This is a genomic window from Streptomyces sp. V1I1, assembly GCF_030817355.1.
Lineage (GTDB): Bacteria > Actinomycetota > Actinomycetes > Streptomycetales > Streptomycetaceae > Streptomyces.
On sequence record NZ_JAUSZH010000001.1, the window covers coordinates 1,491,603 to 1,518,158 of the forward strand.

General features: G+C 70.0%; 27 protein-coding genes and 1 pseudogene. 6 read left to right on the forward strand and 22 right to left on the reverse strand.

Annotated elements, in window-relative coordinates:
• Nucleotides 1-17 precede the first annotated feature (17 nt).
• A complete protein-coding gene (locus QFZ67_RS07300; protein ID WP_307660278.1) occupies nt 18-1,013 on the forward strand; it encodes a glycosyltransferase family 2 protein in 996 nt (331 codons plus the stop codon).
• Nucleotides 1,010-1,465 carry a GtrA family protein gene (locus QFZ67_RS07305; RefSeq protein WP_307660279.1) on the forward strand — a complete coding sequence of 152 codons (456 nt, stop codon included), beginning with the start codon at nt 1,010-1,012 and terminating at the stop codon, nt 1,463-1,465. Before QFZ67_RS07300 ends, QFZ67_RS07305 begins: the two co-directional genes overlap by 4 nt.
• Here QFZ67_RS07305 and QFZ67_RS07310 read toward each other — a convergent pair.
• The 3 genes from QFZ67_RS07310 to QFZ67_RS07320 form a co-directional block, all read right to left on the reverse strand.
• A complete protein-coding gene (locus QFZ67_RS07310; protein WP_307660280.1) occupies nt 1,440-2,957 on the reverse strand; it encodes a DUF6056 family protein in 1,518 nt (505 codons plus the stop codon). The genes QFZ67_RS07305 and QFZ67_RS07310 overlap by 26 nt on opposite strands.
• Nucleotides 2,958-3,053: 96 nt before the next feature.
• The gene (locus tag QFZ67_RS07315) at nt 3,054-3,659 is read right to left on the reverse strand and encodes a TetR/AcrR family transcriptional regulator (protein WP_307660281.1); all 606 of its coding nucleotides are present in this window, start codon (nt 3,657-3,659) and stop codon (nt 3,054-3,056) included.
• Between the two features lie 5 nt (nt 3,660-3,664).
• Nucleotides 3,665-5,095, reverse strand: a complete 1,431-nt coding sequence (locus QFZ67_RS07320) for an amidase (RefSeq protein ID WP_307660282.1) — start codon at nt 5,093-5,095, stop codon at nt 3,665-3,667.
• A gap of 55 nt (nt 5,096-5,150) precedes the next feature.
• On the opposite strand from QFZ67_RS07320, the gene QFZ67_RS07325 reads away from it, so the two are divergent.
• Nucleotides 5,151-5,945, forward strand: a complete 795-nt coding sequence (locus tag QFZ67_RS07325) for an SDR family oxidoreductase (protein WP_307660283.1) — start codon at nt 5,151-5,153, stop codon at nt 5,943-5,945.
• A 32-nt stretch (nt 5,946-5,977) separates the two neighbouring features.
• Here QFZ67_RS07325 and QFZ67_RS07330 read toward each other — a convergent pair whose 3' ends face one another.
• From QFZ67_RS07330 to QFZ67_RS07370, 9 genes are all read right to left on the reverse strand, one after another.
• On the reverse strand, nt 5,978-7,516 hold the full coding sequence (locus QFZ67_RS07330; protein WP_307660284.1) for an NCS1 family nucleobase:cation symporter-1: 1,539 nt from the start codon (nt 7,514-7,516) through the stop codon (nt 5,978-5,980).
• Between the two features lie 14 nt (nt 7,517-7,530).
• Nucleotides 7,531-8,532 (reverse strand): TIGR03842 family LLM class F420-dependent oxidoreductase, encoded by a 1,002-nt coding sequence (locus QFZ67_RS07335; protein ID WP_307660285.1) that lies wholly within the window; start codon nt 8,530-8,532, stop codon nt 7,531-7,533.
• A 12-nt stretch (nt 8,533-8,544) separates the two neighbouring features.
• Nucleotides 8,545-9,951: a dihydropyrimidinase gene (gene hydA / locus QFZ67_RS07340; RefSeq protein ID WP_307660286.1), complete on the reverse strand. Its 1,407-nt coding sequence runs from the start codon at nt 9,949-9,951 to the stop codon at nt 8,545-8,547.
• Nucleotides 9,952-9,980: 29 nt separating this feature from the next.
• Nucleotides 9,981-11,264 carry an aspartate aminotransferase family protein gene (locus tag QFZ67_RS07345; RefSeq protein ID WP_307660287.1) on the reverse strand — a complete coding sequence of 428 codons (1,284 nt, stop codon included), beginning with the start codon at nt 11,262-11,264 and terminating at the stop codon, nt 9,981-9,983.
• The gene (locus QFZ67_RS07350; protein ID WP_307660288.1) at nt 11,261-12,103 is read right to left on the reverse strand and encodes a nitrilase-related carbon-nitrogen hydrolase; all 843 of its coding nucleotides are present in this window, start codon (nt 12,101-12,103) and stop codon (nt 11,261-11,263) included. Before QFZ67_RS07350 ends, QFZ67_RS07345 begins: the two co-directional genes overlap by 4 nt.
• 158 nt (nt 12,104-12,261) lie before the next feature.
• Nucleotides 12,262-13,935 (reverse strand): hypothetical protein, encoded by a 1,674-nt coding sequence (locus QFZ67_RS07355; protein ID WP_307660289.1) that lies wholly within the window; start codon nt 13,933-13,935, stop codon nt 12,262-12,264.
• Between the two features lie 87 nt (nt 13,936-14,022).
• Nucleotides 14,023-14,403: a PPOX class F420-dependent oxidoreductase gene (locus tag QFZ67_RS07360; protein WP_307660290.1), complete on the reverse strand. Its 381-nt coding sequence runs from the start codon at nt 14,401-14,403 to the stop codon at nt 14,023-14,025.
• Between the two features lie 38 nt (nt 14,404-14,441).
• On the reverse strand, nt 14,442-14,810 hold the full coding sequence (locus QFZ67_RS07365; protein ID WP_307660291.1) for a helix-turn-helix domain-containing protein: 369 nt from the start codon (nt 14,808-14,810) through the stop codon (nt 14,442-14,444).
• 84 nt (nt 14,811-14,894) lie between these two features.
• Nucleotides 14,895-15,149, reverse strand: a complete 255-nt coding sequence (locus QFZ67_RS07370; RefSeq protein ID WP_307660292.1) for a helix-turn-helix domain-containing protein — start codon at nt 15,147-15,149, stop codon at nt 14,895-14,897.
• A 55-nt stretch (nt 15,150-15,204) separates the two neighbouring features.
• Between QFZ67_RS07370 and map the strand changes: the two genes are divergently transcribed.
• Nucleotides 15,205-15,972, forward strand: a complete 768-nt coding sequence (gene map, locus QFZ67_RS07375; protein WP_307660293.1) for a type I methionyl aminopeptidase — start codon at nt 15,205-15,207, stop codon at nt 15,970-15,972.
• A gap of 8 nt (nt 15,973-15,980) precedes the next feature.
• Here the strand turns inward: map and QFZ67_RS07380 are convergent, their stop codons facing one another.
• The gene (locus tag QFZ67_RS07380; RefSeq protein ID WP_307660294.1) at nt 15,981-16,700 is read right to left on the reverse strand and encodes a glycoside hydrolase family 75 protein; all 720 of its coding nucleotides are present in this window, start codon (nt 16,698-16,700) and stop codon (nt 15,981-15,983) included.
• A gap of 65 nt (nt 16,701-16,765) precedes the next feature.
• Nucleotides 16,766-18,604 carry a gamma-glutamyltransferase gene (gene ggt, locus QFZ67_RS07385; protein WP_307660295.1) on the reverse strand — a complete coding sequence of 613 codons (1,839 nt, stop codon included), beginning with the start codon at nt 18,602-18,604 and terminating at the stop codon, nt 16,766-16,768.
• Between the two features lie 105 nt (nt 18,605-18,709).
• Between ggt and QFZ67_RS07390 the strand changes: the two genes are divergently transcribed.
• Nucleotides 18,710-19,453 carry a hypothetical protein gene (locus tag QFZ67_RS07390; RefSeq protein WP_307660296.1) on the forward strand — a complete coding sequence of 248 codons (744 nt, stop codon included), beginning with the start codon at nt 18,710-18,712 and terminating at the stop codon, nt 19,451-19,453.
• A gap of 13 nt (nt 19,454-19,466) precedes the next feature.
• Here QFZ67_RS07390 and QFZ67_RS07395 read toward each other — a convergent pair whose 3' ends face one another.
• The 3 genes from QFZ67_RS07395 to QFZ67_RS07405 all read right to left on the reverse strand — a co-directional run bounded on the left by QFZ67_RS07395 (nt 19,467) and on the right by QFZ67_RS07405 (nt 21,739).
• Nucleotides 19,467-20,705, reverse strand: coding sequence for a cytochrome P450 (locus QFZ67_RS07395; RefSeq protein ID WP_307660297.1), 1,239 nt, complete (start codon nt 20,703-20,705; stop codon nt 19,467-19,469).
• A gap of 10 nt (nt 20,706-20,715) precedes the next feature.
• Nucleotides 20,716-21,492: an alpha/beta fold hydrolase gene (locus QFZ67_RS07400; RefSeq protein WP_307660298.1), complete on the reverse strand. Its 777-nt coding sequence runs from the start codon at nt 21,490-21,492 to the stop codon at nt 20,716-20,718.
• 88 nt (nt 21,493-21,580) lie between these two features.
• Nucleotides 21,581-21,739 carry a hypothetical protein gene (locus QFZ67_RS07405; RefSeq protein ID WP_307660299.1) on the reverse strand — a complete coding sequence of 53 codons (159 nt, stop codon included), beginning with the start codon at nt 21,737-21,739 and terminating at the stop codon, nt 21,581-21,583.
• Nucleotides 21,740-21,891: 152 nt separating this feature from the next.
• Between QFZ67_RS07405 and QFZ67_RS07410 the strand changes: the two genes are divergently transcribed.
• The gene (locus QFZ67_RS07410; protein ID WP_307660300.1) at nt 21,892-23,493 is read left to right on the forward strand and encodes a CocE/NonD family hydrolase; all 1,602 of its coding nucleotides are present in this window, start codon (nt 21,892-21,894) and stop codon (nt 23,491-23,493) included.
• Nucleotides 23,494-23,540: 47 nt separating this feature from the next.
• Here QFZ67_RS07410 and QFZ67_RS39055 read toward each other — a convergent pair.
• The 5 genes and pseudogenes from QFZ67_RS39055 to QFZ67_RS07430 form a co-directional block, all read right to left on the reverse strand.
• Nucleotides 23,541-23,685: pseudogene (locus tag QFZ67_RS39055) on the reverse strand (amino acid ABC transporter permease); the annotation flags it as partial.
• A 34-nt stretch (nt 23,686-23,719) separates the two neighbouring features.
• Nucleotides 23,720-24,463 (reverse strand): amino acid ABC transporter ATP-binding protein, encoded by a 744-nt coding sequence (locus QFZ67_RS07415; protein WP_307660301.1) that lies wholly within the window; start codon nt 24,461-24,463, stop codon nt 23,720-23,722.
• Nucleotides 24,464-24,582: 119 nt separating this feature from the next.
• The gene (locus QFZ67_RS07420) at nt 24,583-25,029 is read right to left on the reverse strand and encodes a DUF6278 family protein (protein WP_307660302.1); all 447 of its coding nucleotides are present in this window, start codon (nt 25,027-25,029) and stop codon (nt 24,583-24,585) included.
• A 58-nt stretch (nt 25,030-25,087) separates the two neighbouring features.
• Entirely contained in the window at nt 25,088-25,867 is a 780-nt protein-coding gene (locus QFZ67_RS07425; RefSeq protein WP_307660303.1) for an exodeoxyribonuclease III, read from the reverse strand.
• A gap of 45 nt (nt 25,868-25,912) precedes the next feature.
• Nucleotides 25,913-26,545, reverse strand: coding sequence for an MBL fold metallo-hydrolase (locus tag QFZ67_RS07430; RefSeq protein WP_307660304.1), 633 nt, complete (start codon nt 26,543-26,545; stop codon nt 25,913-25,915).
• Nucleotides 26,546-26,556: the final 11 nt, after the last annotated feature.

Consider the following 26,556-nt stretch of genomic DNA (forward strand, 5'->3'; position numbering starts at 1 on the left):
CATGGAGTGAGATGGCAATGGTCGATATTTCGGTCGTCGTGCCGTGTTTCAACGAGAGCGAAGTGATCGACGCCTTTCATGGCGCTCTGATCACCGCTCTCGAACCGACCGGGGCGACCTTCGAGATCTGCTACGTCGACGACGGCAGCAGCGACCGGACCATGGAGCGTCTGAGAAACCTCGCGGGAGCTGCTCCGCGGGTGCGCTACACCTCCTTCAGCCGGAACTTCGGCAAGGAATCCGCCGTCCTCGCCGGAATGCGCATGTCCCGCGGTGCTGTGGTTGTCCTCATGGACGCCGATCTGCAGCATCCCCCCGAGCTCCTCGCCCGCATGCTGGAGCTGCACCACCACGGCTACGACCAGGTCGTGGCCCAGCGCGACCGTACGGGCGAAGGTGTCCTGCGGACCGCCCTCAGCAGGGCCTACTACCGCCTTGTACGTCACTTCATGGACGTCGAGATCGTCGACGGGGCGGGCGATTTCCGGCTCTTGTCGCGTCGTGCGGTGGACTGCGTCCTGTCGCTCCCGGAGAGCAACCGATTCTCCAAGGGACTCTTCTCCTGGATCGGCTTCGACACGGTCAGCTTCACGTACCAGAACGTCCAGCGAGCTGCCGGGCAGTCCAAGTGGGGCGGCCGGCGTCTGCTCAACTACGGCATCGACGGGCTGCTCTCCTTCAACAGCCGTCCGCTGCGGCTGGCCATCCACACCGGTCTCTGGCTCTTTCTGTCCGCGCTCGCCTATGCCCTGTGGATCGTCGCGAACGTCGTACTGAACGGTGTCCAGACCCCCGGTTACGCGACACTCATCACCGCCATCGTCGCGCTCAGTGGAATCCAGCTGGCCACTCTCGGCGTCATCGGGGAGTACGTGGGCCGGATCTACCACGAGTCGAAGCGTCGGCCGCACTATGTGGTCCGCGAAACGGACGACTCCACCGCAGTCCTCCGTAACTCCGGCAACTCCGGCCTCTCGCTGAAAGCCGCCGGACACGTGCGGCGGGAGCCATGAACTCTCGGGCCACCTTCCGGCAGTTCACAGTCTTCGCCGCGTTCGGCCTCGCCAACACGGCCGTCTACTACGGCGTGTACGCCTCGCTGAACATCTGGATGCCTTATCTGGCAGCCCATGTCGTGGGCTACGCGGTGAGCATCACCGGTTCGTTCCTGCTCAACTCGTACGTCACCGTCCGTACGCGGCCGACCTGGCGTGCCTTCGCCCGGTATCCGCTGTCGGGCGCGGCCAACGTCGTGGGCGGCGGAATCCTTCTCCATCTCGCCGTGAGCAGGCTGGGCATGGACGAGAACCTCTCCGCCATCGCCGCCGGTGTCCTCGTCACACCGCTCTCGTTCCTGCTCGCCCGATGGGCCCTCACCCCCGGCACGACTGCCACCCCTCGTTCCGAGCCGCAGCCCCCGCAGCGTTCACAGGAGCAGGTCAGGGGAGCTGCTCCGAATGAGTGACCCGGTCCAGGTGGTAGTAGTCGGCGACGCACCGGGCCGACCAGATCCTGCGCCCGTCTGAGCCGAACGGCTCCAGCATTCCGCTGACTGAGAGCGGCTTGTACGGAAGAACCTTCGCGCCGCGCGCCGCCTGGTCGCGCAGCCAGTGGTCCTGACGGTCCCACTGGCGAGCCCGTACCTGCATTTCCTGGCCCAGGTGGTGGAGCGGGGCGAGCAGGCCCCCTACGGCCGCGGCGCACACCGTCGCGGCCGCTGCCGTCGCCACGCCCATCAGCCGCCCACGCAGACGCAGCGCGCGTCCCAGGAAGGCGCCGACGCCCACGAGCAGCAGGACATACAGCAGGAGGTAGTCGTTCCACGTTCGCTCCGCGGCCACCACCCGTGCGCCGAAGACCGGGTAGGTGATGACGGTGCAGAGGTAGCCGGAAAGGAGGAAGGCCAGTGCGCCGAAGGATGTCAGCAGCAGCGGTCGGCACGGCAGCAGGACCGCCCGATTCCCTCCCCTCTCGCCCGGGCCCCGCGCCAGCAGGCCCAGCAGTACTCCGGCCGCGAACGCTCCCGCGTACTGCCAGGTCGTGAGGATCGTCTCCAGGATGTGCACGTACCCGCGCAGCGAGGCGATCAGCGATTCGGGGGCGAGCATGGAGTCGGTCTCGGCGCCGTATCGCGCACGCCGGTTGCGCGACCCCGGGGACGTCACCAGCACGAGCGTTCCGATGCCGATCCCGGCCATGCCGGCCAGGGACCAGTCACGGGCGAAGGCCCGGACTCGCTCGGTGAAGAGCCGACAGCTGAGCAGCACCACCCCCGAAAGCACCACCAGGGCGACGACCGATGTCTCCTCGGACAGCGTCCCGATGAAGACCCCCGCCACCAGCACGACGGCCAGAGCAGCGATCCGGCCCCGCCGACTGCGCGCCCGCAGCAACGGGATGGCCGCCGCGCAGGCCAGCACCGGAGCCACGGTGTGCGAGACCGAGGCGGCGGGCCAGTAGAACGTCTTGTACGTATTGGGGGTGGCGAAGAGGAACACCGCCGTGATCATGGACGCCACGAGCAGCAGGGCTCCGCGTGGCACCGTCTGGTCGGCCATGCGCAGCAGTTGCACGGTCAGGGCCCACAGCAGGACCAGCATGAGAACACCGCTGATCAGAGCGAACCACTGATGGCCGGCGACCGGGAATTTCGTGTACAGCCCGATGAGCACGCCATTGCCGATCCTCCCGTTGTCGGTGACGTAGAACTTCGCGATCAGCCCCGAGACGCCGTGGTCACGCACGGTGGGCAGGAAGCACCACTCATCCGCACTGGGGCGGACGTGGCGGCCCAGCCACGAGGCCATTGCGAGCAGCCCGAGAGGCAGCAGGGAGAGGCCCACCGGCCAGGCGGTCGTCCACGAGCGGAGGAGACGTCGGCGGCCCTTCCACAGCCGCGGGCCGAGGCCGTCACCCGGTTCCCGTGGGATGGTGACGCGCGATGCGCCGACGGCCACTTTCACCACTGCCTCTCGGGAACCCCGGTCCGACACCATAGAGGTGAATTTTCGCGGTGCCGTCCCACGGTCCGCACGGCAAGACCGGCGAATGGGTCAGCTGCCCGAGAAACCGGCCCGCCCGGCGTCGTGGCCGACCGCTCCCCGCGCGAGCAGCAGCAGCGCGTCAACCAGGTCGTCGGCCGGGTCGCCCGTCGCCAGTCTGCGCAGTTGAAGGCCCATCACCAGCGCGACTGTGGTGGCGGCGAGGCGTTCGGCGTCCGGGACGCCGAGGCCGGTGAGGATCTGCGCCGCGAGCCGGTCGTACGCGGCGAAGGCCTCGGCGGCCGCTTCCCGCAGCCGCTCGTCGCGCCCGGCCTGGACGTACAGCTCGAAGGGCGCGATGTGCTCGCTGTCGAAGGCGGTGCCGCCTGCCACCTGCCCGGCCAGGGCGGCGGCGCCGTCGATGTCGACGCCGTCGCTCTGGCACTGGTCTGCCAGTTCGGTGAAGCGGCGGGTCTCCTCGCGCACGAAGTGCAGCAAGCTCTCGCGCAACAGCTCGTGCTGGGTCTCGAAGTGGTACGTGACCGAGCCGAGCGAGACCCCGGCCTCCTTGGCGATCCGCCGGTTGGTGACCGCCGCGACTCCGTCCTTGCCGATGATGTGCAGGACGGCGGTGATGATGCGCTGCCGGGTCGGGGCGGAGCGGGCCGGATTGGACATGACGGTCATTGTTCCACCGGCACGCTCCCGGGGATCACCGGGGCGGGCGGCCGCTTCTCGTACCAGCGCTGGTCCGCTTCCAGTTGGGCGGCGAGCGAGATCAGCCGTTCCTCGCTGCCCGCGGGGCCGAGCAGCTGGGCGCCGACGGGCAGTCCCTCGGCCGTGAGTCCGGCGGGGACGTTGACGCCGGGCCAGCCGAGGACGTTCCAGGGCCAGGCGTAGGGGCACGCGGCCGCCATCGTCGCGTCGGTGCGCCAGGCGCTGAGTCCGTCGAAGGCGCCGATGCGCGGGGGCGGGGCCGCGGTGGTCGGGGTGAGGACGATGTCGTACGAGTCGAAGATCGCGCCGATCCTTGCGTGCTGTCGGGCCTCGCGGGCGCGGGCGGCGCGCACGACGCGGCCGCCGAGCCGGCGGCCGTTGCGCATGGCATGGCGGGTGCGCGGGTCGAGCAGGGCGGGCTCGGGGTGCAGGGCGGCGACCTCCGCGATGCCCGCGGTGGCGCGGGGGACGAAGGCGAGGCCGATCAGGCCGTAGCGCGGCCGGGCCTCCTCCACGTGGTGGCCGAGGCGGGCGAGCGCTTCGGCGAGCGCGGTGACGGCGCGGCGCACCTCTGGGTGGGGCGCGGTGCGGGTGAGGGTGAGCGGGGGCCGCCAGGCCAGGGCGATGCGCAGCCGGCCGGGGTCGCGGCGGGCGGCGGCGGAGGCGTTGATGGCGTCCGGGCTGTGCAGGTCCTCGCGGTGCGGGCCCTGCACCACGTCGAGCAGCAGCGCGGCGTCGGCGACGGTGCGGGCGAGCGGGCCGTTGACGGCGAGCCCCTGGAAGGCGTCGGCGTAGGGGTGCAGGGAGACGCGTCCGCGCTGCGGTTTGATGCCCACGAGGTGGGTCCAGGCAGACGGGATGCGGACCGATCCCGCGCCGTCGGAGCCGAGCGCGGCGGGTACGAGCCCGGCGGCGACGGCGGCCGCTGAGCCACCGGACGAGCCGCCCGGGGTGTGGTCGGTGGACCAGGGGTTACGGGTGGCGCCGAAGGCGGGTCCCTCGGTGAACGGCCACTGGCCGAGTTCGCAGGAGTTGGTCTTGCCGACGATCACGGCCCCGGCCGCGCGGAGGCGGCGTACCGCTTCGCCGTCCGTGGCGGCCGGAGCGAGCTCGCCGCAGCAGCCGAAGAGGGTGGGCAGCCCTGCCACGTCGGTGTCGTCCTTGACTGCGAGGGGCACGCCGAGGAGCGGCAGCCGCTCCCCCGCCGCGAGGCGCCGGTCCGCGTCCCTTGCCTCCGCGAGCGCCGCATCGCCGCGCACCCAGCGGAAGGCGTTGATGGTGGACTGGCTGGCCTCGATGCGCTCGATCGCGCTCTTCACCAGCGCTTCGGACGTCGTCCGACCGTCCGTCAACTCACGTGTGTGCTCTGCCAGTCCGCCGGAATCTTCTGTGGACACGACCGCCCCGCCTCCCTATTGTTCGTTCGAACGAACAGAACTGGAGGGTAACCAGATGCGCATCACCGGAGCAACCGTTCTGCTCACCGGGGTCACCGGCGGCATCGGCGGCGCGCTCGCCGCCCAACTGGCCGCCATGGGCACGAAGTTGATACTGACCGGCCGCCGCCGCGAGGCGCTGGAACCGCTCGCCGACCGCTATGGCGCCCGCACAGTCGTCGCCGATCTCGCCGACCCGAACGACGTGGAACGGCTCGCCCGCGAGGCCGCCGGCACGGACATCCTGATCGCCAACGCCGCCCTGCCCTCCAGCGGTGAACTGCTGGACTACACCCCGGACCAGATCGACCGCGCCCTGGCGGTCAACCTCCGCGCCCCGGCCATGCTCGCCCGGCTGCTCGCCCCGGCGATGGTCGAGGCGCGGCGGGGCCACCTGGCGTTCGTCGGCTCGATGTCGGGCAAGACGGCGACGAAGTACTCCGCGCTGTACGACGCCACCAAGTTCGGCCTGCGCGGCTTCGCGCTCTCGCTGCGCCAGGATCTGCACGACCACGGAGTCGGCGTGTCGATCGTCCAGCCCGGGTTCGTACGGGACGCGGGCATGTTCGCGGCGACCGGAGCGGATGCCCCGGCGGGGCTGCGCACGGTCTCACCCCGGCAGGTCGTCGCGGGCGTCGTCCGCGCCATCGAGCAGGACCGGGCCGAAGTGAACGTCGCTCCCGTCGAGATGAAGGTGCTCACCGCGATCGGCGGCCAGTTCCCGGGCTTCTCCGAACGCGTCCAGCGGCGCGCGAGCGGCGCGGACCGTACGGTCCGCCACATCGTGGAGGCACAACGCGAAAGCCGCTGACGCCTGGCCGCCGTGCGCTCTGCCTCGGGGCCTCAGGGGCCTGAGTGCCGGGCGGCGCGGGCCACCGGCTGCATCAGCACCACATAGAGCACCAGCGCCGCGGCGAGGCCCACCGCCCAGCCGTAGTCCGCGAGCGGCTTGAGGAAGGGGATCAGTCCGTCCTCGGGGAACGGCCCCTTCCCTTCCGCCGAGTGCGAGCCGCCCACCGCCAGCACCCCGCCGACCGCGAACGCGGCGACGGCGCGCAGATTCCAGCCGGAGGTGTACCAGTAGCGGCTGCCCGGGGTGTAGAGACCGGCCAGGTCGAGGACGGTGCGGCGGATGACCCAGTAGTCGGCGATCAGAATGCCCGCGACCGTACCGAGCAGACCACCGACCAGGCCGAGCCAGGTGAAGATGTAGAGCTCGGGTGTCTCGGTGAGCTTCCACGGCATGATCAGGACGCCGACGATGCCCGTGATCAGCGCTCCCCTGCGGAAGTTGATCAGCTTGGGCGCGAGGTTCGCCAGGTCGTACGCGGGTGAGACGACGTTGGCCGCGATGTTCACCGAGATCGTCGCGACCAACACGGTCACCAGGGCGTAGAGCAGGCCGAAGACGTTGTCGGTCTTGGCGGCGAGCTCGACCGGGTCCCAGACCGCCGCGCCGTACACCGCCTGGGAGCCGGAGGTGACGAAGACCGACAGCAGTGCGAAGAGGGTCATCGTCGTCGGCAGACCGAGCGACTGGCCCCAGATCTGGGCGCGTTGGCCCGCGCCGAAGCGGGTGAAGTCCGGAATGTTCAGGGACAGCGTCGACCAGAAGGCGATCATCCCCATCAGCGAAGGGAAGAAGACCGGCCAGAAGTCGGCGCCCCAGCCGAGCTTCGAAGGCTGGTCGAGGAGCGGTCCGAGGCCGCCCGCCTTGGCGGTGATCCACACCAGCAGGACCAGCGCGCCGACGATGACGAACGGCGCGGCCCAGTTCTCGAACCGCCGCAGCGTCTCCATACCCCGGTAGATGATGGCCAGTTCGACCGCCCAGAAGATCACGAAGCACACCCACAGCGTCCACGGCTGCCCTCCGACCTCGGCCGCCTTCGTCCAGCCGCCGAAGATCTTGCCGAGCAGGATGAAGATGCCCTGCCCGCCGATCCAGGTCTGGATGCCGAACCAGGCACAGGCCACCGCGGCCCGGACCAGTGCCGGCAGGTTCGCTCCGCGCAGCCCGAAGGAGGCGCGCGCGAGGACGGGGAAGGGAATGCCGTACTTCGGTCCCGCGTGCCCGGTCAGCAGCATCGGCGCGAGCACGATCAGATTGGCGAGGCCGATGGTGAACACCGCCTGCTTCCAGTCCATGCCGAGGGCGACGAGGCCGGAAGCGAGCAGCCAGGACGGGATGTTGTGGGCCATGCCGACCCACAGCGCGGCGAAGTTGTACGTCGTCCAGCGGCGTTGCGTGACGGGGACGGGCAGCAGATCGTCGTTGACGAAGCGGCTGTCGGGGGGAACCGCGCCGGGCGCGAGCTCGACGCGGCCGGCGGAATCGTCTATCGAGCCGCCGGCCGGAGCGGGCGGAACTGTCTCGGCCATCTGCGGTGGCTCCTTCAGCGGTTGAGTGCCGGGATGATCTCGGAGCCGTACGCGTCGATGGTCGCTTCCTTCGCGTCGTGCATGTTGTAGACCGCGAACTGGTCGACACCCAGCTCGCGCAGCGCCTTCAGCTTCTCGATGTGCGCCTCGGCCGGGCCGAGCAGACAGAAGCGGTCGACGATCTCGTCCGGGACGAAGTCCGTGGACGGGTTCCCGGCGCGGCCGTGGTGGCTGTAGTCGTAGCCTTCGCGCGCCTTGATGTACGAGGTGAGGGCGTCGGGCACCAGGCCGGAGTGCTCGCCGTAGCGGGTCACGAGGTCGGCGACGTGGTTGCCGACCATTCCGCCGAACCAGCGGCACTGCTCGCGGGCGTGCTCGATGTCGTCGCTCACGTACGCGGGCGCGGCGACGCAGATGGTGACGGAGTCCGGGTCGCGCCCGGCGTCCGACGCGGCGGTGCGGACCGCCTTGACCATTGACTCGGTCAGATACAGGTCGGCGAGCTGGAGGATGAATCCGTCGGCTTTCTGGCCCGCGAGAGCCAGCGCCTTGGGCCCGTACGCCGCCATCCACACCGGCAGCTTTCCGTCCCGGACCCACGGCAGCTGGAGGGGCTGCCCGTCGACGACGGCCTCCCGGCCCTCGGCGAGGTCGCGGATGACGCCGATCGACTCGCCCAGCCTGGCGAGGGTGTTGGGCTTGCGGCCCGCGACCCGCATCGCGGAGTCGCCGCGCCCGATGCCGCACACCGTGCGGTTGCCGTACATGTCGTTCAGCGTCGCGAAGGTGGAGGCGGTCACCTCCCAGGTCCTGGTCCCGGGGTTGGTCACCATGGGTCCGACGTGGAGCTTCTGGGTGTGCTCGAGAATCTGGCTGTAGATGACGAAGGGCTCCTGCCAGAGCACCGCCGAGTCGAAGGTCCAGCCGTAGCGGAAGCCGTTGCGTTCCGCGCGCCGCATCAGTGAGACGACGGCCGAGGCCGGCGGGTCGGTCTGCAGGACGAGTCCGAAGTCCATGACGTGGAGCTCCTAGTTCAGGTACTGACAAGTGCCTCGGGGGGTGTACTGGCCGTGTCCCGCCCGGCCGGTGAACTTGCGCTGGTCGATGACCACATCGCCGCGCGAGAGCACGGTCTCCACCTGGCCGGTGATCCGCTTGCCCTCGTATGCCGAGTAGTCGACGTTCATGTGGTGGGTCTCGACCGAGAGGGTCTGCTCGGCGTGCGGGTCGTAGATGACGACGTCGGCGTCCGCGCCCGGCGCGATGGTGCCCTTCTTCGGGTAGAGGCCGAACATCCGGGCGGGGGTCGCGCAGGCGACCTCGATCCAGCGGCGGCGGGTGAGGTGTCCGTCGACGACCGCCTGGTGGAGGAGGTCCATCCGGTTCTCCACGCCCGGCAGCCCGTTGGGGATCTTGGAGAAGTCGCCGCGGCCCAGTTCCTTCTGGCCGACGAAGCAGAAGGGACAGTGGTCGGTGGAGACGACCTGGAGGTCGTTGGTCCGCAGTCCGCGCCAGAGCGCGGCTTGATGTTCCTTGGGCCGCAGGGGAGTTGAGCACACATACTTCGCGCCCTCGAAGTCCGGCTCGGCGAGGTTGTCGGTGGAGAGGAAGAGGTACTGCGGACAGGTCTCGCCGAAGACGTTGAGCCCCTTGTCGCGGGCGGCGGCGAGCTCGGCGAGGGCTTCCTCGGCCGAGACATGCACGACGTAGAGGGGGGCGCCGGCGACCCGGGCGAGCTGGATGGCGCGGTGGGTTGCCTCCGCCTCGAGGAGGGCCCTGCGCACCTCTCCGTGGTAGCGCGGGTCGGTGCGGCCCGCGGCGAGCGCCTGTTCCACCAGGACGTCGATGGCGATGCCGTTCTCCGCGTGCATCATGATCAGCCCGCCGTTGGTGGCGGAGCGCTGCATGGCGCGCAGGATCTGCCCGTCGTCGCTGTAGAAGACGCCGGGGTAGGCCATGAAGAGCTTGAAGGAGGTGATGCCCTCCTCCACCAGCAGATCCATCTCCTTCAGCGACGACTCGTTGACGTCGGAGAGGATCATGTGGAAGGCGTAGTCGATGGCGCATTTGCCGTCGGCCTTGGCGTACCAGGCGTCAAGTCCTTCACGCAGGGCGTGCCCGACCGACTGCACGGCGAAGTCGACGATGGTGGTGGTGCCGCCCCAGGCGGCGGCCCGGGTGCCGGTCTCGAAGGAGTCGGAGGCGAAGGTCCCGCCGAACGGCAGCTCCATATGGGTGTGCGCGTCGACGCCGCCCGGGATCACGTATTTGTTGGCCGCGTCGATGGTGCGGTCCGCGGTCCAGGCATCGGCGACGGCGGAGCCGTGCGCGGCGAGCGCGGCGATCCGGCCGTCCTCGATCAGTACGTCGGCATGGACCTCGTCCGCGGCCGTGATGACCAGGCCGCCGCGGATCAGGGTGCGGGTGCTGCTCATGCTGGTGCGCTCCCTCTTGTGCAGTCGATCTAGACGCTGTGCAGGGCCTGTTCGAGGATGGCGGCGCCCTCTTCCGCCTCGGCGACGGTCAGCGAGAGCGGCGGGGCGATGCGCAGGGCGCTGGTGTTGTGGCCGCCGCCCTTGCCGATCAGCAGCCCGCCCTCGCGGGCGGCCTCCAGGACGGCCGATGCCGCTTCGGGGTTCGCCTCGTCGGTGCCTGGCTTGACCAGCTCGATGGCGATCATCAGGCCGCGGCCGCGTACTTCTCGTACGGCGGGCACACCCGCGCCGATGGCTCGCAGCCGCTCGATCAGCAGGCCGCCGACGCGGCGGGCGTTGCCCTGGAGGTCGTGCTCCAGCAGATACGAGAGGTTGGCGGCGCCCGCCGCCATGGTGACCGGGGAGCCGCCGAAGGTCGAAATGGAGTTGGCGTCCAGGGAGTTCATGATCTCGGCGGGGGCGACGACGCCGCCGATGGACATGCCGTTGCCGATGCCCTTGGCGAAGGTGAGGATGTCCGGCGGACCGTTCTCGGCGTGCGCCTGCCAGCCCCAGAAGTGCTCGCCGGTGCGGCCCCAGCCGGTCTGCACCTCGTCGGAGATCCACAGGATGCCCTGCCGGCTGAGGACTTCGCGGAACGCGGCGTACAGACCGTCGGGCGGGGATGTGAAGCCGCCGACGCCCTGGATGGGTTCGGCGATCAGCGCGGCGACTCCGCCACGGGTCTGGCCGAGGACGTCCTCCAGGTCCGCCACGCACGCCTCGATGAACTGCGCGTCGGACAACTGGGCGTAGGGGCCGCGGGTGCGGACGCCGCCGTGCACGTACAGCGTCTGCAGCGGGGAGAGGCTGGTGGGCGACCAGCTCCGGTTTCCGGTGATGGAGACCGCCGAGAAGGACCGGCCGTGGTAGCTGTTGCGCATCGCCAGGATCTGGTTGGAGCGGCGGTGGCCGGTCGCCAGCAGCAGGGCGGTGTCATTGGCCTCGGTGCCGGAGGTGGTGAAGAAGACCCGTGCGTCGGGGATGCCGGAGAGGGTGGCAACCCGCTCGGCGAGCTCGACCATCGGGCGGTTGAGATAGAGCGTCGAGGAGTGGATGATCCGCCCGGCCTGCTCGCTCACCGCCTTGGTGACCTCGGGGAGGGCGTGGGCGGTCATCGTGGTGAGGATGCCGCCGAAGAAGTCGAGGTAGCGGTTGCCGTCCGCGTCCCAGACATGGCGGCCCTCGCCGTGGGTGATCTCGATGGGCTGCTTGTAGTAGAGCGCGACCCAGTCGGGGATGACGGCCTTGTGGCGGTCGTACAGATGGGTCATGGCTGCACCAGCCCCTCGTACGCGTCGGGGCGGCGGTCGCGGTAGAACGCCCACTGCTGTCGTACGACGTCGATCAGGTCGAAGTCGAGGTCCCGTACGAGCAGTTCCTCCTCCTTGTCGCTGGCGACGTCGCCGACGAACTGGCCCCGCGGGTCGACGAAGTAGCTGGTGCCGTAGAAGTCGTTGTCGCCGTACTCCTCCTGGCCGACGCGGTTGATGGCGGCGATGAAGTACTCGTTGGCGACGGCGGACGCGGGCTGCTCCAGCTGCCAGAGGTACCCCGAGAGGCCACGCGAGGTGGCGGACGGGTTGTAGACCAACTGGGCGCCGTTCAGGCCGAGTTGACGCCAGCCCTCCGGGAAGTGCCGGTCGTAGCAGATGTACACGCCGACCTTGCCGACGGCGGTGTCGAAGACCGGCCAGCCCAGATTCCCCGGCTTGAAGTAGTACTTCTCCCAGAAGCCCTTGACCTGGGGGATGTGGTGCTTGCGGTATTTGCCGAGGTAGGAGCCGTCGGCGTCGATCACGGCGGCGGTGTTGTAGTAGAAGCCCGCGCCCTCGATCTCGAAGACCGGGACCACGATCACCATGCCGGTCTCGCGGGCGAGTTCCTGCATCCGGCGGACGGTGGGGCCGTCCGGGACGGGCTCGGCCCAGCGGTAGTGCTCGGGCTCCTGGACCTGGCAGAAGTAGGGAGCGTTGAAGACCTCTTGGAAACCGATGATCTTGGCACCCCGGCGGGCGGCCTCGCGGGCGTGTTCCTCATGTTTGGCAATCATGGATTCGGTGTCGCCGGTCCAGGTCGCCTGGACGAGTGCGGCGCGTACGACGTTAGCCATGAGCTGCTCCTTCGGCGGGGCGTCAGAGAGCCTCTACGCACGTAGATGCTCATGCGTAGGAGGAGAACGTAAGCCCCGTCACACACTGGGGCAAGACCATCGTCGTTAACCCGCAGAGTCGATCATGTTTCACACCCGAGCGGTCCACACCGAACGCTTCACGTACCGAGATGACCTGCTACGCGCAGTGCGTGGACGATATCCCGCTCCTGATCGGCGGAGATCGCGCGGGCGACGTCGAGCAGCTGCGGCACGAGGCGTCGGGGGTCGCGGTCGGCGATCCGGGCGGTGTCCTCGGCGGCGTGGATCTGTACATAGGCGGCCAGTAAAGCCCGGGCTTCCGGCTCCCGGCCCTCGTCATCGAGGGCGAGTACGGCGTCGGCGATGTCGTCGGCGGGGCGGGTGACGCCCTGGCGCAGCAGCTGCCGGCTGTCCTCGGTACGGCCGGCCGCGGCGAGTGCGCCGGCGGCGGCGGCGAGCCTCAAGGCGGGCTGTGACGCGGTCTCCCAGAGCAGGGTGGCCCAGTCGGCGTCGAGGCCGGCGCGGTGCAGCTCGGCGGCGAGGAGGGGCAGCCAGGGGGCCGGCCGGGCGGCGGCCTCGACGAGCACGGCATGCGCCTCACCGCTGCGGCCCTCGGCTCTCAGCCGCCCGAGCTCGGCGACGGTCTCGCGGGCGGCCCGGCCCGCTCCGGCGGGGGCGACGGGCGGGGCGGGCGCCTGCTGCTCGGGGCCTGCGCCGCCGTACCGCGCCCCGCGCGGCACATCACCGGCGACGGGCAGCATGGGCACGGCTGCGATCTCCTCGCCGTCGTCCTCGACCCCGGCGAACCGGGCACCACGGGGACGCCGCTTCTTGGCGGCGGGTGCGGTGCGTTCGGTGGGTGCGGGGGGCGTCGGGGGTCCTTCGGCAAGGGCGCCCGCGGGGTCCGGGACCGGGGCGGCCTCCGACTCGGGCCGGAACCAACCGTCGGGGAGGGCGGGCTCGCTCGCGGGGTCCGGGACCGGGGCGGCCTCCGACTCGGGCCGGAACCAACCGTCGGGGAGGGCGGGCTCGCCGGGGCGCTCGTAGGCCTCGTACGACCCGTCCGGCCCGGGCGTATCCCGTACGTCTTTCCCGGCGTCCGTCGCGGCGGGCCCCGGCCCGTACCCGGCGTCCGGCGCGGCGGACGCGTCCCCGCCTCCGGGCCACCTGGCGTCCGGTTCGTACCAGTCGTCCACCGGTCCGGCCTGCGCGGGAACGTACCCCTCGGGCGTCCCACTTCCGCCGGGCCCCGGCCCGTACCCCGCGTCTGCGACGCCCGGCGTCCGGCGTCGGCCGCGCGTCGACGCGTCCAGCGCGCCGAGCCTCGAACGCAGCTCGACGACGCGCGACGTCGCTCGCGCGTAGTCGTCGCGGGTCCACTCCAGTTCGTGGGCCAGCTGCTCCGCCGTGGGCGTCCCCTCCGGCTCGCCCGCCAGGCGGCGCAGCAGCTCCTCCGCCCGGCCCGTCGCGTAGACCTCTTCCCGGAGCATCAGCTCCAGCCGCTCCCCCAACGCCTCGCGGCCGCCCGGCCGCCGGTCGTGGGCCGCCGCCGACGCCGCATGGAGGTGTCTCGCGCGGACGGACTCCTGTTCCGCGACGCCCGCCCCGCGCCGTGCCGCGAGGTCGTGGAGCAGCGACTCCACCACGTCCCAGGGCGGGATCTCGACGCCGTCCAGACAGGCGCGCATCCCGTCGGGGTCACGCTGCCAGAAGATGCCGTACCAACCGCTGCTCCGGTCGAGGAGCGCGGTCAGACCCTTCAGGTACCGCGCGAACACTCCGGCTTCTACCGGAAGCTGATGCACCGCCATCGCCGCCCCTGCCCAACCGCCGCCTGGAACCTTTCGGTCCGCTGGCATTCGACCCCAGGCGTGTTACGGCTCTGCTACGCGCAGTTTTCAGATCGTCACCGCGATGCCGGTCTGCGGCCGCTTGCCCCGCCGCACGACCATGGCCGGCCAGTCGACCAGCCAGAACTGCCAGGTGTACTTGCGGGCGAGCAGTTTGCGAATCGCGCCCGTCCCGGCGGCGTCCAGCAGTCGCGCCGTGCCCTCGGCGCTCGGTGCGCCGTCCGCGATCCGGCCGCGCGCGTCGCAGACGGTGACGACGACGCGGCTGTCCTTGCGCAGCCGCTTGACCTTCCAGGATTCGGAGTTGGTCCACACGAGCAGTTCACCGCCGTCCACCGCGAACCAGACGGGCGTGGCGACGCCCGTCCCGTCTTTACGGAACGTGGTCAGACTGATGTACCTGGCGTCTGCGAAGTCCTCAGGAGTCACACGGCGAGACTATGCCGTACCGGAGTTCGAGTCGCGCGTCAGGTTCTGCGCCCGTACGCCTCCCTCGCCTCGGCGAGCTCCGGCAGATGCGTACTGGCCCACTCGCACGCCGCGTCCATCGGCCCGAGCGCCGAGCAGCCGGGCCCGGTGAGTTCGTACTCGACGCGCGGCGGGTTCTCGTCGTGCGCGGTCCTTGTCAGGAAACCGTTGCGTTCCATCGCGCGCAGCGTCTCGGTGAGCACCTTGGGGGTGATCCAGTGCAGCGGAATCCTGAGCTCGGAGAAGCGGCACGGACCGTCCTTCGGGCAGCGCAGCACCATCCCGGACCACTTGTCGCCGAAGCGGAACGGCTGCAGTGGGCCCGCGCAGTCCGGATCGCCGAACACGTCTGCCCGAGTCAGGGGCATGCCGCGGAGTTCGAGACGCTGCGGGAGACGGCCGAGATCGAGCACCCGCGCCACCACCGCATCCAGTTGGCAGTGGCCGACCAGCTACGCCGCGGGCGACAGGGCGCAGCGCACCACCAGCTCGTCCATGGACAGGCCGAGCACCGCGGCGACCGCGGCGACGGTGAAGAAGGCGGGGGTCGGGGCGCGGCCCGTCTCGATCTTGCGCAGTGTCTCGGCGGACAGTCCGGCGGCCGCGGCCACCTCCACCATGCTGCGGTCGCCGCGTGCCCGGCGCAGCAACTGGCCGAGCCGCTCGCCGCGTTCGCGCTCTTCGGGGGTGAGGGGGGTGCGCACCATGCCGGTATTCTAATGCCGGTATTCAAATACCGGAAGGACCGGTATAGTAATTGGCATGGTGGAGATCAAGACCGATACATCGATCGAGGCGATGCGCGAGGCGGGCCGGATCGTCGCCCAGGCGCTCACGGCGGTCCGCGAGGCCGCGGCCACCGGCGTCTCCCTGCGCGACCTGGACCGGGCCGCCCGCGCGGTCCTCGACGAGGCCGGAGCCGGCTCGCCTTTCCTCGACTACCGCCCCCAGTGGGCGCCGACCCCCTTCCCCGCCGTCATCTGCACCTCCGTCAACGACGCGATCGTGCACGGCATCCCCGACGACTACCGGCTGCACGACGGCGACCTGGTGAGCATCGACTGCGGTGCGATCCGGGGCGGCTGGGTCGGCGACGCGGCCGTCAGCTTCACCGTCGGCCGCGCCCGCCCCGAGGACGTACGACTGATCGCCACCGCCGAAGCGGCCCTGGAGGCGGGCATCGCGGCGGCCGTCGTCGGCAACCGCATCGGCGACATCGCCCACGCCATCGGCCGCGTGTGCCGCTCGGCGGGGTACGGCATCCCGGACGGCTTCGGGGGCCACGGCGTGGGCCGCCACATGCACGAGGACCCCGGCGTGCCCAACGAGGGACGCCCGGGACGGGGCATGCCGCTGCGCCACGGCATGGTGCTGGCGATCGAGCCGATGGTGATCGGCAGCGGCACGGACCGCCACTACACGGCGCGCGACGGCTGGACGGTCCGTACGGCGGACGGCAGCCGGGCCTCCCACGCGGAGCACACGGTGGCGATCACGGACGACGGCCCCCGCATCCTCACTGCCCTGTAGCCCCGGATCTAGTTGTTCTGCAGGAAGTCCCTGGCAAGGGCCTCACCGAGGGTCACGGCACCATCGTGGCTCTCGATCGGCGACACCAGGGAGTTCTCGAACAGGATGTACGTGACCCCCGACTCGGCGCCGCCGCCCATGGGGTCGGGGTTGATACCGAGGGCCTCGGCGGTGGCGTACGAGGCCTCGCCGATGATCCCTGTGGGTCCCGTGTCGCCCACGACCGCGTACTGGACCCGGCCCTCATAGATGACGGCGGCGACCGTTCCGCCCGTGATCCTCGACGAGCCGTAGTCCCAGATCCCGCTCTCGGGCACGACGATGTACGGCAGTGTCTCGGCGTTCAACTGCGCACCGTCGGACTGCTGGAAGGTGGTCGCGTCCTGGAACCACGGGTCGGTCGCGGCATTGCACCGGTCGGTCGGCTGGCCGTCGCAGTCGATGTCCATGTCGGCCTGCCAGAACACGGCCCCGTTCTTGGCGCAGACCGGTATGTTCGCGGGCGCGCTCTCGTCTGTCCGGTATCCGCCGTTCGATATCTGCTGGCAGTCATTGACCTTGGCGAGCAGGTCGGACGCGCTGACTGACCCCTCGTAGCTCGCGAAGTCGTTGCTGGCGGCACCCCAGGGGTTGGGGTTGGGGTCGGCGAGGGCATCGGCCGGCAGCGCAGCCGCCGCGAGCAGGGCGGAACCGGCGGCCGCGGCGAGAGCGGCATGTCGTATGCACACAGGGAGCCTTTCGTTCGAAAGTGTACGAAAGGCTCCCTACCCGTTCGCGGGCCCGGCGCGTCCGATCAGCCGCCGGACGGGTTACGCAGGCCTGCCGCCGCAGCACCGCTCGGGTGGACGACCATCGCGGATCCACCGCCCCTGCGCTCCTTCTCGGCCGCCGCGAGCCACCGCCCGTCGGGCAGTCGCTGGACGCCCGTCGCCGCGCCGATCTCGGGGTTCTGCCGAAAGGCGTGGCCGATGGCCTCCAGCTCGGCGCGCAGCGGGCTGTTCCACAGCGCCGGCTCGAGCTCCGTCGTCGCCTGGTTGCGCTGGCTGGCGCGCGGCGCCGCGATCGCCTCGACCAGCGGCAGGCCCCGGTCCAGATGGCCCGTCAGCGTCTGCAGCACCGTCGTGATGATGGTCGCGCCGCCCGGGGAGCCGACGGCGAGCACCGGTCGGCCGTGGTCGAGGACGATCGTCGGGGACATGGACGAGCGCGGACGCTTGCCGGGGCCGGGCAGATTCGGGTCGTGAACGGCGGGGTTCGCCGGGGCGAAGGAGAAGTCGGTCAGCTCGTTGTTGAGCAGGAAGCCGCGTCCGGGCACGGTGATGCCGCTGCCGCCGGTCGACTCGATGGTCAGGGTGTACGCGACGACGTTGCCCCACTTGTCGGCGGCCGTCAGATGGGTGGTGTTCTCGCCCTCGTACGTGGTGGGTGCGGCCGGGCCCGAAGTCCCGCACGCCGCGGGCTTGCGCGGGTCGCCCGGAGCCAGCGGGCTGGTGAGCACCGCGTCGTCCTTGATCAGGCAGCCGCGCGAGTCCGCGAACCGCTGGGACAGCAGCTCCTTGACCGGTACGTCCTCGAAGGCCGGGTCACCGACCCAGCGCCCCCGGTCAGCGAACGCGATCCGGCTCGCCTCGATGAAGCGGTGCAGATACTGCGCCTGCGTGGCCTTCGAAAGGTCGGTCCGCTCCAGAATGTTGAGCGCCTCGCCGACGCTCGTGCCGCCCGACGAAGACGGCGCCATGCCGTACACGTCGAGCCCGCGGTAGGAGAGCCTGGTGGGCGCGCGCCGTTCCGTCTCGTACGACCGCAGGTCCCGCACCGTCAGATCGCCGGGCCGCACGACCCGCGTCGCACCCTCCCGCACGGGAGGCTTCCGCACCGTGTCGACGATGTCCTCGGCCAGCTCGCCGCGGTACAGCGCACCGACGCCCTTGCGTCCCAACTCCTTGTACGTGCGCGCCAGGTCGGGGTTCTTGAAGACCGAGCCGACCACCGGCAGCTGACCGCCCGGCAGAAAGAGCTCCGCCGTGTCGGGGAAGTCCGCGAAGCGCGCCTGGTTGGCCTGGGTCTGCGAGCGGAAGGTGGCGTCGACGGTGAAGCCGTCCTTCGCCAGCCGCTCGGCCGGCTGCAGCAGCTGCCGCAGCGGCCTGCTGCCCCAGGCATCCAGTGCCGCGTCCCAGGTCGCGGGGGTGCCCGGGGTGCCGACGCCCAGGCCGCTCGTCATGCCCTCCTCGAAGGGGATGGGCTTGCCGTTCTCGAGGAAGAGGGAGGAGTCGGCGGAGCGGGGTGCGGTCTCGCGGCCGTCAATGGTCTGGACCGTACGGGACTTCGCGTCGTAGTAGACGAAGAAGCCGCCACCGCCGATGCCCGCCGAATACGGCTCGGTGACACCGAGGGCCGCCGCGGTCGCCACCGCCGCGTCCACGGCATTGCCGCCCCGCCGCAGCACCTCGATCCCGGCGGCCGAGGCGTCCGGGTCGACGCTCGCCACCGCCCCGCCGTACCCGGCCGCCACCGGCGTCTTCGCGGGAGTGCTGACCGGCGGGGAGTCCGCCGGCGGCGCGGCCGCGCCGATCGAGACCACGGCCGCCGAAACGGCGAGAACCGACACATACCGTGCGGTGGAGCGACGCATCCGTACCTCCAGTCAACGTACGTCCGCGCAGCGTAACTTCACCACCGCCGCCTCGTCAGGGCCACCTCGAACAATGTTCCAACAACCCCGCTAACATGCGCGCCCATGACTGACGACGTACGCAACATCGTGCTCGGCGTGCTGGCCGCCGGTATCAGCGCCACGCTCGGCTGGCTCGCCCGCACATACCTGTGGAAGCGCAGACTCCGCCGCAAGCAGGCCTTCTTCGGGCTGCCGGGAAACGCCGAATCGCTGCTTGTCGTCAACCGTGAGGCCGGGCGGGACGGCTCCGTGCACCGCTTCGACGTCTTCGCACTGATCGAGCTCTCCGCGCTGATCAAGGACTGCGGGGCGAACGCCCAGATCATCTGGCACGACATAGCCCAGCAGGGCTTCGGCGAGCGTACGGAATTCTGTGTGGGCGGCCCGTTCTCCAATCGCCGGATGGCCGCGCATCTGCACTCGCTGCTCCCCGGCGTGAAGGTCAACACGGACCCTGAGCCGGGCCCCGACCAGGGCGCGTTCCAGATCGGCTCGGAGCGCTACCGCATGGAGCCGGGCCTCGCCGAGTACGTCATGCTGGCGCGGCTCACGGCGGGGCAGGACGCCCGGCCCGTCTTCCTCTTCTGCGGCCAGCGCGCCATCACCAACCAGGCAGCCACCCGCTATCTGGCCCGCAACCACGAGAAGCTCGCCCGCAAGCACGGCGCCAACTCCTTCTGCCTGCTACTCAAGGTCGTCAACTCCACGGCCTACGGACCCGATGTTGTCGAGCTGGTCGCCGATGTGACGCGGACCGCGCAGGCCCCGGCCCCCGCCGCGCGCAACTCCCACCGCTCGGCGAGCTGACCCGCCCGGCCGGTCAGGCCGCCGTCAGCGGCAGCGACTTGATGCCGTTGATGAAGTTGGACACCAGCCGCCGGGGCTGGCCGGCGGTCACCAGCGGCGGCAACACATCCAGCGCCTGCTCGTGCAGTACGCGCAGCTGGAGCCTGGCGAAGTGGGCGCCGAGGCAGACATGCGGCCCGTCCCCGAAGGAGACATGCGGATTCGGGGAACGGTCGAGGTCGAGCCCGTACGGCGCATCGAAGACCCGCTCGTCGTAGTTGGCGGATACGTGGAAGACGACGACCTTGTCGCCCGTACGGATCTGCTGCCCGGCGAGAGTGGTGTCGCGGGTGGCGGTGCGGCGGAAGCTGAGGACGGGCGGGTGGCGGCGCAGCAGTTCGTCGACGGCCCGGTCCAGATCGGCCTCGCCCGCCCGCAGCCTGCGCTGTTCGTCCGGGTGCTCCGCCAGCGTCAGAAAGCCGCCGGGGGCGGCGCTGCGGACGGTGTCGTTGCCCGCGACCGTCAGCAGAAAGAAGAACATCTCCAGCTCTGCGTCGGAGAGTTCCGACTGCGCGAGCGAGGTCATGACGTCGTCGGCGGGGCTGCGCCGTTTGTACGCGGCGAGCTCCTGGGCGTATGTGAACATCTCCTGGAGCATGGCCGGCGAGCGCGGGTTGACGGGCCGCCCGTCGGGTCCGAGCACCGGCGGCTCGTCGGGGTCCTGGTAGGCGATGACGCGCTCGGTCCACTTCAGCAGCAGGCCACGGTCGCTCTCCGGGACGCCGAGCAGGTCGGCGAGGTTGAGCAGTGCGTAGTCGTCGGTGACGGCACAGACGAGGTCCACGACAGGTCCCGTGTCCCGTGCGGCGGTGAGCAGTTGGCGGGCCCTGGTCCGGGCGGCCGCGGTGAAGCGGTCGATGCGGCCGGGGGTGAAGGCGCGGCTCACCAGACGCCGCAGCCGCCCGTGGTCCGGAGGGTCCTGGTTGAGCATCATCCGCCGGATGAAGGGCAGGTCGGCCGGGTCGGGGTCGCGGATCTGGGTGGCCCCGAGGTGCGAGGAGTAGGTTCCCGAGTCCTTGAGGACCCGTACGACGTCGGCGTGCCGGGTGACCGCCCAGAAGCCGGGTCCGGCGGGCCAGCCCAGGACTTCGTACTCCTGCTGCCAGGACACCGGGTGGCCGTCCCGCAGCTCGCGGAACGCCTCGTGCGGCAGCCCGGCGGCGTAGATCCGCGGATCGAACACATCGGGCACGGTCTGATCGGACCTCGTCATACAGGCATTGTCAGCTGTGGACGCCCGCGCGGAGGAAGTCCTCGACGGTACGGATGAGCTGGAGCGGGGTCTCGTCCATCGCGTGGTGTCCGGCGCACGCCAGCTCCACCACCTCGCCGCGCACATAGCAGCGCAGCCAGGTCTGGCGCATGAAGTCCGCGCTGACCGCCGGGTCGAGCGCCCCGGTCACCGCGAGCGCCGGCGTCTCGGAGCCTGCCACCTCGGCGGTGAAGTCCTCGCCGGCCCAGGAGTCGAGCCAGGCGCGGAAGGCCAGCGGGTCGCTGCGGGCCACGGACCGGTCGACCATCCGCTCCAGCCAGGCCGCGGGACGTACCGATCCGGTGGTGGTGTCGATGATGACGCGGCGGCTCTCCGGCTTCTCGGCGGCGGAGGCGAACAGCTCCCACTGTTCCGGCGGCATCTTCAGGCCGCTCGCGGGCACCGGCGAGATCCCGACCAGGCGCCGTACCCGGTGCGGTGCCGCGGCGAGGACGCGCTGGACGACCGCTCCGCCCATCGAGTGCCCGATGAGCGAGAAGGAGTCCCAGCCGAGCCGGTCGGCGAGGGTGAGGATGTCGGCGGCTCCCTCGGCGGTGGTGTACGCGCCGGGCGCGTCGCGCGCCTCGCCGTAGCCGCGCAGATCGACGAAGAGGTAGCTGAAGCTTTGCCGGTCGAGGTCGGGGAGCGTCGCGGCGTAGTCGGCTCTGTCGGCGAGCCAGCCGTGCACGGCGATGACGCGGTGGGGGCCCGATCCGTGCAGCGAATGGGGCAGGAGGAAGGGGGCCACGGCTTCTCCGTTCGCCGACACAGACCTACACCACCACGGTGGTGTCAACTGCCCTTCCGGGCAAGCCCGGGAAGGGGGCCTGTGGAGGCTACTGGCGCGTTTCGTCCGTGGCCGCGAGCCCTACCGGCGCGTACTGCCTGACGGCGTCGAGTAGTTCGGCCGGATCCAGATCGAAAATCTGTGTCTCGAAACAGAGCCCGTTGCCGTCCGAGGAACGGTCCAGTTCCGGGGCGAGCCTTCGGTACACGGCCCGCACCCGGCAAGTCGGCGGCACGCCCCGCTCACTGACACCGCGTCCAATAATCGTTACCCTCGCGTAACTTACCGAGGAGTTACCCCGAGTAAGTCCCCGAGGTTACCGTCAGGTCACTTTGCAGTGACACGTGTGAGGAGTGACCCGTGGGACAGCACCGCCATGCCCTGCGCACGACCGCGATCGGTACGGTCTCCGCCGCGCTTCTCGCCGGACCCGCCGTCGGGGCGGCACCGGCCGCCCCGACGGCACAGCCCCAGGCCCGGGCGCAGGCCCAATCCACGGCCGCGGACGTACGGTTCGTCGACATCGAGGGCGACGGCGGCACCGTACTCAAGGCCAATGTGGTCACCCCGGCCGGCGCGGACGACAGTCGCAGCCACCCCGTGATCGTGCTGCCCACCAGTTGGGCCACGCCCCAGATCGAGTACCTCGCCCAGGCGAAGAAACTCGCCGACTCCGGTTATGTGGTGGTGAGTTACAACGCCCGCGGCTTCTGGCAGTCGGGCGGCTACATCGAGGTGGCAGGACCGGCCGACATCGCCGACGCGTCCAAGGTGATCGACTGGGCGTTGGCGAACACCCCCGCCGACCCCGGCAAGGTCGGCATGGCCGGAGTCTCGTACGGCGCGGGCATCTCTCTGCTGGCCGCCGCCCACGACAAGCGGATCAAGGCGGTCGCGGCGCTCAGCGGCTGGGCCGACCTCGTCGAGTCCATCTACAGCGGCCGCACCCAGCATGTGCAGGCCACGGCGCTGCTCACCGGGGCGGGATATCTCACCGGCCGACCGAGCAAGGAGTTCCAGCAGATCACGGCGGACTTCTTCTCCTCCAATCTCGCCAAGGAGCAGGGGTTGATCGACTGGGGGAAGAAGCGCTCCCCCATCACCTACCTGGACCGGATCAATGCCAACGGCGCCGCCATCATGCTCGGCAACGCCTGGGGGGACACGATCTTCCCGCCCAACCAGTACGCGGACTTCTACGAGAAGCTCACCGGCCCCAAGCGCCTGGAGTTCCGCCCCGGCGACCATGCGACGGCCGAGGGCACCGGTCTGCTCGGTCTGCCCAACGACGCCTGGACCAGCGCCCGTCGCTGGCTCGACCACCACCTCAAGGGCGTCGACAACGGCGTCGACCGCGAGCAGCCGGTCCGCATCAAGTCCCGTTCCACCGGCGCTTATGAGAACTACCCCGACTGGAAGTCGGTGGCCGCGACGGAGCGCAAGATCGGCCTCGGCGGCAGCAAGAGGATCTCCGCCAATATCGACTCCGGCGCCAACGGCGGGGTCACCATCCTCTCCAGCGCCCTGGACCAGTTCGCCAAGCTGCCTCCTATGGCGTCGATCCCGCTGCTGCCGCGCCTCTTCGCCGCCGTCTGGCAGTCCGAGCGCTACGCCTCCGAGCAGCAGATCCGCGGCACCGCCAGGCTGCACACCACGGTCACCAGCACCAAGGAGAGCGGCACCCTCGTCGCATATCTCTACGACGTGGGCCCGCTCGGCCTCGGCAAGCTGGTCAGCAGTGCGCCGTACACCTTCCACGGCAAGTCACCCGGAAAGCCGTTCGCCGTCGACCTGGAGCTGTTCTCCACCGCCTATGACGTTCCGGCAGACCACCGTCTCGCCCTGGTCGTCGACACCGTCGACCCGCTCTACATCGAGCACAACCCGTCCGGCGCGCAGCTGACCTTCTCCTCGTCCGCAGCCGACCCGTCCTATCTGTCGGTCCCGCTGCGCGAGAAGTGATCACCGGCTGCTGCCGGGCGGGTACTGCCCCTGAGCCACTGCTCCCCCTACGACCTGGGGGCCGTGGGGCGAACCCCACCCGGCAGCAGCGTTCCTGGTTCGGCCGGGGCGACATCCACGGCCTCTTTTCGGGCGTAGCCCGATGTAGATCGGCGAGATCACCATCACCACTGGGATGAACGACAAATCGTAGTGGCTGAGCGGGCCCGTGGCGAGAATCCCCCCGTCAGTGCTTGAGGATCTTGGAAAGGAAGTCCTTGGCACGGTCGCTCTCGGGGTGGGTGAAGAAGTCGTCCGGGGCACGGTCCTCGATGACGCGGCCGTCCGACATGAAGACGACGCGGTTGGCGGCGGAACGGGCGAAGCCCATCTCGTGGGTGACGACGACCATGGTCATGCCGTCGCGTGCGAGCTGCTGCATCACCTCCAGCACTTCATTGATCATTTCCGGGTCGAGTGCCGAGGTCGGCTCGTCGAAGAGCATGACCTTGGGATCCATGGCGAGCGCGCGGGCGATGGCCACGCGCTGCTGCTGACCGCCGGAGAGCTGGGCCGGATACTTGTCGGCCTGGTCGGCGAGTCCGACGCGTTCGAGAAGCCGGCGCGAGCGCTTCTCCGCCTCGTCCTTCTTGCGCCCGCGGACCTTGATCTGTCCGAGCGAAACATTGGCCAGGACGGTCTTGTGCGCGAAGAGATTGAAGGACTGGAAGACCATGCCGACGTCGGCACGGAGTCTGGCGAGCGCCTTGCCCTCTTCGGGGAGCGGCTGGCCGTCGATGAAAATGGAGCCCGATTCGATCGTCTCCAGGCGGTTGATCGCCCGGCAGAGCGTGGATTTCCCGGAGCCCGACGGGCCGATGACCACCACCACTTCTCCGCGGCCGACCGTGAGGTCGATGTGCTGGAGGACGTGCAACTGTCCGAAGTGCTTGTTGACGTCACGCAGCTCGATCAACGGATCGCCGGCCATACGCTGCCCCACCCACTCTCAGCTGTGTCGGGTCAGCGCAAACTATCCAGCCGGACAAGGGACTTCACACCCGACACGCATAAATAGGGCATAAGCCGTATTAATAACGACTTCGCAGGTCAGGCTTCGGCGGCTTCCGCGTAGACCTGGGACAGCTGGGGCGCTCCATTGACCGCCCACTCGAGGCCCGCCTCCACCACGCTGATCTCGCGGCCGGAGGCGAGCCGCACCACGGGATGGCCGCCCGGCCAGATGTGCCAGGCCGCGCCCCGCACCGTACGGACGATCACGGTGCCGAGGTAGAGGCCCGCGTCATTGCCCAGCCAGGGCAACTCCTCCGGGTCGTCGCGCCAGCGCGGCGGCAGCTGGTCGAGGGCGGCCAAAGAGGTCGGGGAGTCGTCCAGTTCGAGCCCCGCCTGCCCCGCTCGGACACGCAGCAGCTCACACTCGGAGAGCAGCTCGGCGACGGCCGCCGCGCGCTCCGGGTCGTACTCGGCGGAGAGGTCGTCCTCCTCCTGCTCAGCGACGTGCCGCTTGAGCCAGTTGTCCAAGAAAGGGATGTTCATACCGCTCAGCCTCGCATCCCGGCCGCCGCACGCACCACAAGGCGCGCGTCAACAAACCTCAGATGTCCAGATCGACAACAACCGGGGCGTGGTCCGATGCGCCCTTGCCCTTGCGCTCCTCGCGGTCGACATAGCTGTCCTTGACCGCATTGGCGAAGGATTCATTGCCATAGACCAGGTCGATGCGCATGCCACGGTTCTTGGGGAAGCACAGCTGGCGGTAGTCCCAGTACGTGAACGGGTGCTCGTACTTCAGGGGGCGCGGCACCACATCGGCTAGCCCTGCCTTGCGCAGGGCCTCCAGCGCCGCACGCTCGGTCGGGGTGACATGGGTCATCCCCTCGAAGAACGACGGGTCCCACACATCGTCGTCGGTTGGCGCGATGTTGAAGTCGCCGAGGACCGCGAAGGGACGGCTCCCGGACGCGTCCGTGGCCACCGCGGCCTGCAGCGCCTCCAGCCAGCGCAGCTTGTAGGCGTAGTGCTCATGGGCAATCTCGCGGCCGTTGGGCACATAGACCGACCAGAGGCGGACCGGGCCGCAGGTCGCCGCGATCGCCCGCGGTTCCTGCAGCCCCCCGTAGTCCGGACCGCCGGCCAGACCCTTGACCACGTCGTCAAGACCGACCCGGGAGACCAGCGCCACGCCATTCCACCTGCCGGAGGCGTGGACCGCGGATTCATAACCGAGCTCGCGCAGCTCGTCGGAGGGAAACTGCTCCTCGGTGCACTTCGTCTCCTGGATGCACAGCACGTCCGTGCCGGTGTTCTCCAGCCAGGCCAGCAGCCGGGGCAGCCGAGCGGTGATCGAGTTGACGTTCCAGGTCGCGATGCGCATGTGCGACAGCCTAGCTGTGGGGTCTGACAGTCAGGAGGGCGGCGGTCACAGGTCCGCCGACTCGCCCGGGACCAGCCGGTCGTGCTCGGCGCCGCCGAGCGAGCCGATCTGGCTGTCGTAGATCGGCCGCGCGAGATCGGTGAGCAGGGCGTCGTGGATGTCGAAGGCGCGCTGCGGCTTCACCTCGCGCACGTAGTCGATGATCTCGGAGATCTTGTTCCACGGGGCATGCACAGGGATCAGCAGGGTGTCGACCGGTTGGTCGGGGACGGTGAGGGCGTCGCCCGGGTGGAAGACCGAACCGTCCACCAGATAGCCGACGTTGGTGATCCGCGGGATGTCCGGGTGGATCACCGCGTGCAGCTCGCCGTGGACCTGCACGTCGAAACCGGCCGCGGTGAAGGTGTCGCCGTGGCCGACCGTGTGGACGCGGCCCGGGAAGGCCGCCGAGATCTTCTCGGCGACGCTCCGCAGCGTCCAGATTCCGGCGGCCGGGTTGGCTTCGAGGCCGGCGCGCAGCCGGTCCTCGTTGAAGTGGTCGAGATGCTCGTGCGTGACGAGGATGGCGTCCGCGCCGACGGCGGCGTCCTCCTCGCTGAAGGTGCCGGGATCGATGACGAGCGTCTGCCCGTCCTTCTCCAGCCTGATGCAGGCATGCGTCTTCTTCGTGAGCCTCATGCCTCCATCCT

Coding starts and splice junctions, on each gene's coding strand:
- QFZ67_RS07430 (WP_307660304.1), bottom strand. CDS start 26,545: ATGAGGCTCACGAAGAAGACGCATGCCTGCATCAGGCTGGAGAAGGAC.
- QFZ67_RS07300 (WP_307660278.1), top strand. CDS start 18: ATGGTCGATATTTCGGTCGTCGTGCCGTGTTTCAACGAGAGCGAAGTG.
- map (WP_307660293.1), top strand. CDS start 15,205: ATGGTGGAGATCAAGACCGATACATCGATCGAGGCGATGCGCGAGGCG.
- QFZ67_RS07370 (WP_307660292.1), bottom strand. CDS start 15,149: ATGGTGCGCACCCCCCTCACCCCCGAAGAGCGCGAACGCGGCGAGCGG.
- QFZ67_RS07365 (WP_307660291.1), bottom strand. CDS start 14,810: ATGCCCCTGACTCGGGCAGACGTGTTCGGCGATCCGGACTGCGCGGGC.
- QFZ67_RS07350 (WP_307660288.1), bottom strand. CDS start 12,103: ATGGCTAACGTCGTACGCGCCGCACTCGTCCAGGCGACCTGGACCGGC.
- QFZ67_RS07330 (WP_307660284.1), bottom strand. CDS start 7,516: ATGGCCGAGACAGTTCCGCCCGCTCCGGCCGGCGGCTCGATAGACGAT.
- QFZ67_RS07420 (WP_307660302.1), bottom strand. CDS start 25,029: ATGAACATCCCTTTCTTGGACAACTGGCTCAAGCGGCACGTCGCTGAG.
- hydA (WP_307660286.1), bottom strand. CDS start 9,951: ATGAGCAGCACCCGCACCCTGATCCGCGGCGGCCTGGTCATCACGGCC.
- QFZ67_RS07315 (WP_307660281.1), bottom strand. CDS start 3,659: ATGTCCAATCCGGCCCGCTCCGCCCCGACCCGGCAGCGCATCATCACC.
- QFZ67_RS07415 (WP_307660301.1), bottom strand. CDS start 24,463: ATGGCCGGCGATCCGTTGATCGAGCTGCGTGACGTCAACAAGCACTTC.
- QFZ67_RS07395 (WP_307660297.1), bottom strand. CDS start 20,705: ATGACGAGGTCCGATCAGACCGTGCCCGATGTGTTCGATCCGCGGATC.
- QFZ67_RS07325 (WP_307660283.1), top strand. CDS start 5,151: ATGCGCATCACCGGAGCAACCGTTCTGCTCACCGGGGTCACCGGCGGC.
- QFZ67_RS07335 (WP_307660285.1), bottom strand. CDS start 8,532: ATGGACTTCGGACTCGTCCTGCAGACCGACCCGCCGGCCTCGGCCGTC.
- QFZ67_RS07390 (WP_307660296.1), top strand. CDS start 18,710: ATGACTGACGACGTACGCAACATCGTGCTCGGCGTGCTGGCCGCCGGT.
- QFZ67_RS07355 (WP_307660289.1), bottom strand. CDS start 13,935: ATGGCGGTGCATCAGCTTCCGGTAGAAGCCGGAGTGTTCGCGCGGTAC.
- QFZ67_RS07345 (WP_307660287.1), bottom strand. CDS start 11,264: ATGACCCATCTGTACGACCGCCACAAGGCCGTCATCCCCGACTGGGTC.
- QFZ67_RS07305 (WP_307660279.1), top strand. CDS start 1,010: ATGAACTCTCGGGCCACCTTCCGGCAGTTCACAGTCTTCGCCGCGTTC.
- ggt (WP_307660295.1), bottom strand. CDS start 18,604: ATGCGTCGCTCCACCGCACGGTATGTGTCGGTTCTCGCCGTTTCGGCG.
- QFZ67_RS07425 (WP_307660303.1), bottom strand. CDS start 25,867: ATGCGCATCGCGACCTGGAACGTCAACTCGATCACCGCTCGGCTGCCC.